Annotated in this window: 5 protein-coding genes; all 5 read left to right on the top strand. The window is 64.4% G+C overall.

The genetic code is table 11. The features are described from left to right. On the top strand, positions 1–931 hold a 931-nt coding region (gene pstC / locus EN781_RS27380), incomplete at its 5' end, for a phosphate ABC transporter permease subunit PstC (protein WP_127400514.1). Then, complete coding sequence (gene pstA, locus EN781_RS27375) at positions 928–2,244, top strand: phosphate ABC transporter permease PstA (protein ID WP_126057987.1); 1,317 nt, start codon at positions 928–930, stop codon at positions 2,242–2,244. The genes pstC and pstA, both read left to right, overlap by 4 nt. Positions 2,245–2,259: 15 nt before the next feature. Then, complete coding sequence (gene pstB, locus EN781_RS27370; protein ID WP_126057988.1) at positions 2,260–3,084, top strand: phosphate ABC transporter ATP-binding protein PstB; 825 nt, start codon at positions 2,260–2,262, stop codon at positions 3,082–3,084. A gap of 23 nt (positions 3,085–3,107) precedes the next feature. Next, positions 3,108–3,818: a phosphate signaling complex protein PhoU gene (phoU, locus tag EN781_RS27365; protein WP_126057989.1), complete on the top strand. Its 711-nt coding sequence runs from the start codon at positions 3,108–3,110 to the stop codon at positions 3,816–3,818. A 22-nt stretch (positions 3,819–3,840) separates the two neighbouring features. After that, positions 3,841–4,264: response regulator (locus EN781_RS27360; RefSeq protein WP_189347890.1), on the top strand; the 424-nt coding region annotated here is incomplete at its 3' end.

The raw sequence follows: 4,264 nt of genomic DNA, 5'->3' as shown, positions 1-4,264 counted from the left end.
ACGGTCGCGCGCCAGGAACAATGTCGAGCGGCTGATGCTGTGGGGGCTGCTGGCGGCCTCGACCATCGCCATCCTGACCACCGTCGGCATCGTGCTTTCGATGCTGTTCCAGACCATCCAGTTCTTTGAGAGCGTCTCGCCGGCGAGCTTCTTCTTCGGCACCGTCTGGGATCCGCGCTTCGCCGCCGCCGGCTCGGGCGGCAGCCAGGGCCAGTTCGGCCTGATCCCGCTTCTGGCCGGCACGCTCTACATCGCCTTCGTCGCGCTGCTGGTGGCGGTGCCGGTCGGCCTGATGTCGGCTGTCTACATGGCCGAATACGCCTCGCCCAAGGTGCGGTCGGTGGTCAAGCCGGCGCTCGAGTTGCTGGCTGGCATCCCGACCATCGTCTACGGCATCTTCGCCGTCGTCACGCTGGGGCCGTTCCTGCGCGATCTCTCCGCGGCGCTGACCGGCGGCTCGCCCTTCATCCAGGGCCAGAGCATCTTCACCGCCGGCCTGGTCATGGGCGTCATGCTGATCCCGGTCGTCTCCTCGCTTTCCGACGACATCATCACCGCGGTGCCGCGCGCCATGCGCGACGGCTCGCTCGGCCTCGGCGCGACACGCTCCGAGACGATCAAGCGGGTGATCCTGCCGGCGGCATTGCCCGGCATCGTCGGCGCCATCCTGCTCACCGCCTCGCGCGCCATCGGCGAGACGATGATCGTGGTGCTCGCGGCCGGTGTCGCCGCCAATCTCACTGCCAATCCGTTCGAGGCGATGACGACCATCACCGTCAAGATCGTCAACCAGCTGACCGGCGACCTCGAATTCAATTCGCCGCAGACGCTGGTCGCCTTCGCGCTCGGCATCACGCTGTTCGCGCTGACGCTGGTGATGAACATCGTGGCCCTCTACATCGTGCGCAAATACCGGGAGCAGTACGAATGACCGATATCCCGCTGGATACGATGGTCCGCACCGCGGCCCCCGCGCGCCGCGACATCGGCCTCAAGGCGCGCTACGCCGCCGAGCGCCGGTTCCGCATCTACGGCGCGCTGGCGATCTCGGTCGGCCTCGCCTTCCTCGCCATCATGCTGATCACCATCGTCTCGAAGGGCTACACCGCCTTCTGGCAGACGACGGTATCGCTGCCGATCAATTTCGACGAGAAGGTCATCGATCCTTCCAACAAACGCGCCACCGACCCGGAGGTGCTGATCAAGGCCAACTACCCCAAACTTGCCGACAGAGCGCTGATGGCCAAGCTTGGCATCGACCCCAGCAACAAACCGATGGCATTGAAGCTGAAGGGCTTCCTGTCGGAGGGCGCGCGCGTCCAATTGCGCGACATCGTCGTTGCCGATCCGTCGGTCATCGGCACGACGCGCAATGTCGACATCCTCGTCGCCGCAAACCTCGATTCCGCCTTCAAGGGGCAGATCGATCTCAATGTCGAGGAAGCGCGCCGCAAGGTCTCGGACCAGCAGGTCGCCTGGATGAACCAGCTCAAGGCCGACGGCACCATGGCCGAGCATTTCAACAAGGGCCTGTTCAGCTATGGCGCCTCGAGCCGTCCGGAGACATCGGGCATGGGCGTTGCCATCATCGGCTCCTTCTACATGATGGTGATCGTGCTGCTTCTGGCGCTGCCGATCGGCGTCGCCGCCTCCATCTATCTGGAGGAGTTTGCCAAGAAGAACCGCTTCACCGACCTGATCGAAGTCAACATCAACAATCTGGCGGCGGTGCCGTCGATCGTCTTTGGCCTGCTCGGCCTCGCGGTGTTCATCAATTTCCTCGGCATGCCGCGCTCGGCCGCCTTCGTCGGCGGCCTGGTGCTGACGCTGATGACACTGCCGACGATCATCATCGCCACCCGCGCGGCGCTTGCCGCCGTGCCGCCGTCGATCCGCTCGGCGGCGCTCGGGCTTGGCGCTTCCAAGATGCAGATGGTGTTCCAGCATATCCTGCCGCTTGCCGCCCCCGGCATCCTCACCGGCACCATCATCGGCCTGGCGCGCGCGCTCGGCGAAACCGCGCCGCTGCTCCTGATCGGCATGGTCGCCTTCGTCGCCGACTATCCGAAGACTCCGTTCGATCCGGCGACCGCGCTGCCGGTGCAGATCTACATGTGGGCCAACGAGGCCGAACGCGCCTTCGTCGAGCGTATGTCGGGCGCCATCATCATCCTGCTCGTCTTCCTCATGGCCATGAACATCACAGCGATCGTGCTCAGGCGCCGGTTCGAACGGCGCTGGTAAAAGAAGGCATCTGGTATGAACATCATGACCGAACAGTCTCTTGAAAACGCAGTGGGCGACAAGATGAACGCCAAGTCGAACGAAGTGATCAAGATGCGCGGCGACAAGGTCGGCGTGTTCTACGGCGAAAAGCAGGCGCTGTTCGACGTCAATCTCGACGTCCGCCTCAATCAGGTGACGGCGCTCATCGGACCTTCGGGCTGCGGCAAGTCGACCTTCCTGCGCTGCCTCAACCGCATGAACGACACCATCGACTCGGCGCGCGTGACGGGCAAGATCACGCTGGACGAGGAGGATATCTACGACAAGAACATCGACGTCGTGGAGCTTAGGGCTCGCGTCGGCATGGTGTTCCAGAAGCCCAACCCGTTCCCGAAGTCGATCTACGAGAATGTCGCCTACGGCCCGCGCATCCATGGGCTGGCCAAGCGCAAGGCCGACATGGACCAGATCGTCGAATCCAGCCTGAAGAAGGCGGCGATCTGGAACGAGGTGAAGGACCGCCTGCACGAGCCCGGCACCGGCCTGTCCGGAGGCCAGCAGCAACGCCTGTGCATCGCCCGCGCCATCGCCGTGTCGCCGGAAGTGATCCTGATGGACGAGCCCTGCTCGGCGCTCGACCCGATCGCCACCGCCCGTGTCGAGGAGCTGATCGACGAACTGCGCCAGAACTACACGATCGTCATCGTCACCCACTCGATGCAGCAGGCGGCCCGCGTGTCGCAGCGCACGGCGATGTTCCATCTCGGCTACCTGGTCGAGGAAGGCGCCACCGACAAGATGTTCACCAACCCCGACGACAAACGCACCCAGGACTACATCACCGGCCGGTTCGGCTGATTTCCACGCACGAGGACAGGATCATGGGTGAACATCATACGGTTGCGTCTTTCGACGAGGATCTGGGAGCGATCAGCAAGCTGATCGCCGACATGGGCGATCTCGCCCGCTCGATGGTCGCCGGCTCGACGCGCGCGCTGCTCAATTCCGACAATGCCCTGGCGCAGCGCGTTGTTTCCGACGACGCCATCATGGATGCACGCCAGCGCGAACTCGACGACCGCGCCATCACGCTGATCGCCAAGCGGCAGCCGATGGCCAACGATCTGCGCGCCGTGGTCGGCTCGATCCGCATGGCGGGCGACCTCGAACGCATCGGCGACCTCGCCAAGAACATCGCCAAGCGTGTCGGTACCGTCGGCCTCAGCGTCACGCCGCGTGATCTCTCGCATTCCATCGACGGCATGGCGCAGCTTGTGCTGGTCCAGGTGCAGGGCGTCATCGAGCAATATGCCGCCGCGGATGCCGCAGCCCTCGCCAAGCTCCGCAACGACGACGAACGCATCGACGTCAAATACACCTCGGTGTTCCGCGAGCTCCTGACCTACATGATGGAGGATCCGCGCAACATCACCGCTTGCACGCATCTTCTATTCTGCGCCAAGAACCTGGAGCGCATCGGCGACCATGTCACCAACATTGCCGAGAACGCCTACTACGTGCTGACCGGTCAGCAACTGCCCGCCAATCGTCCGAAGCTGGACGAGACGGCGATGTCGGCGCCGGCGGCCTGAGAAGAAGGGTGACCGGCTGATGATCGCGCCACGCATCATGGTGGTGGAGGACGAGGAGCCGCTGGGGGTGCTGCTCCGCTACAATCTGGAATCGGAAGGCTACCAGGTCGAGGTGGTCACACGCGGCGACGAGGCCGAGATCCGGCTGCAGGAAAACGTGCCCGATTTGCTGGTGCTCGACTGGATGGTGCCGGCGGTTTCCGGCATCGAGCTCTGCCGGCGCCTCAGGATGCGGCCGGAGACCGAGCGGCTGCCGATCATCATGCTGACGGCGCGCGGCGAGGAAAGCGACCGGGTGCGCGGCCTTTCGACCGGCGCCGACGACTATCTGGTCAAGCCGTTCTCTACGCCGGAGTTCATGGCGCGGGTGAAGGCGCTGCTACGCCGCGCCAAGCCGGAAGTCCTGTCCAGCATGCTGAAGGTCGGCGACATCGTGCTCGATCGCG

This window comes from Mesorhizobium sp. M4A.F.Ca.ET.090.04.2.1 (assembly GCF_003999085.1).
Lineage (GTDB): Bacteria > Pseudomonadota > Alphaproteobacteria > Rhizobiales > Rhizobiaceae > Mesorhizobium.
Note: the sequence above shows the minus strand (reverse complement) of the source record. Positions and strands in the feature narration are given on the sequence as shown.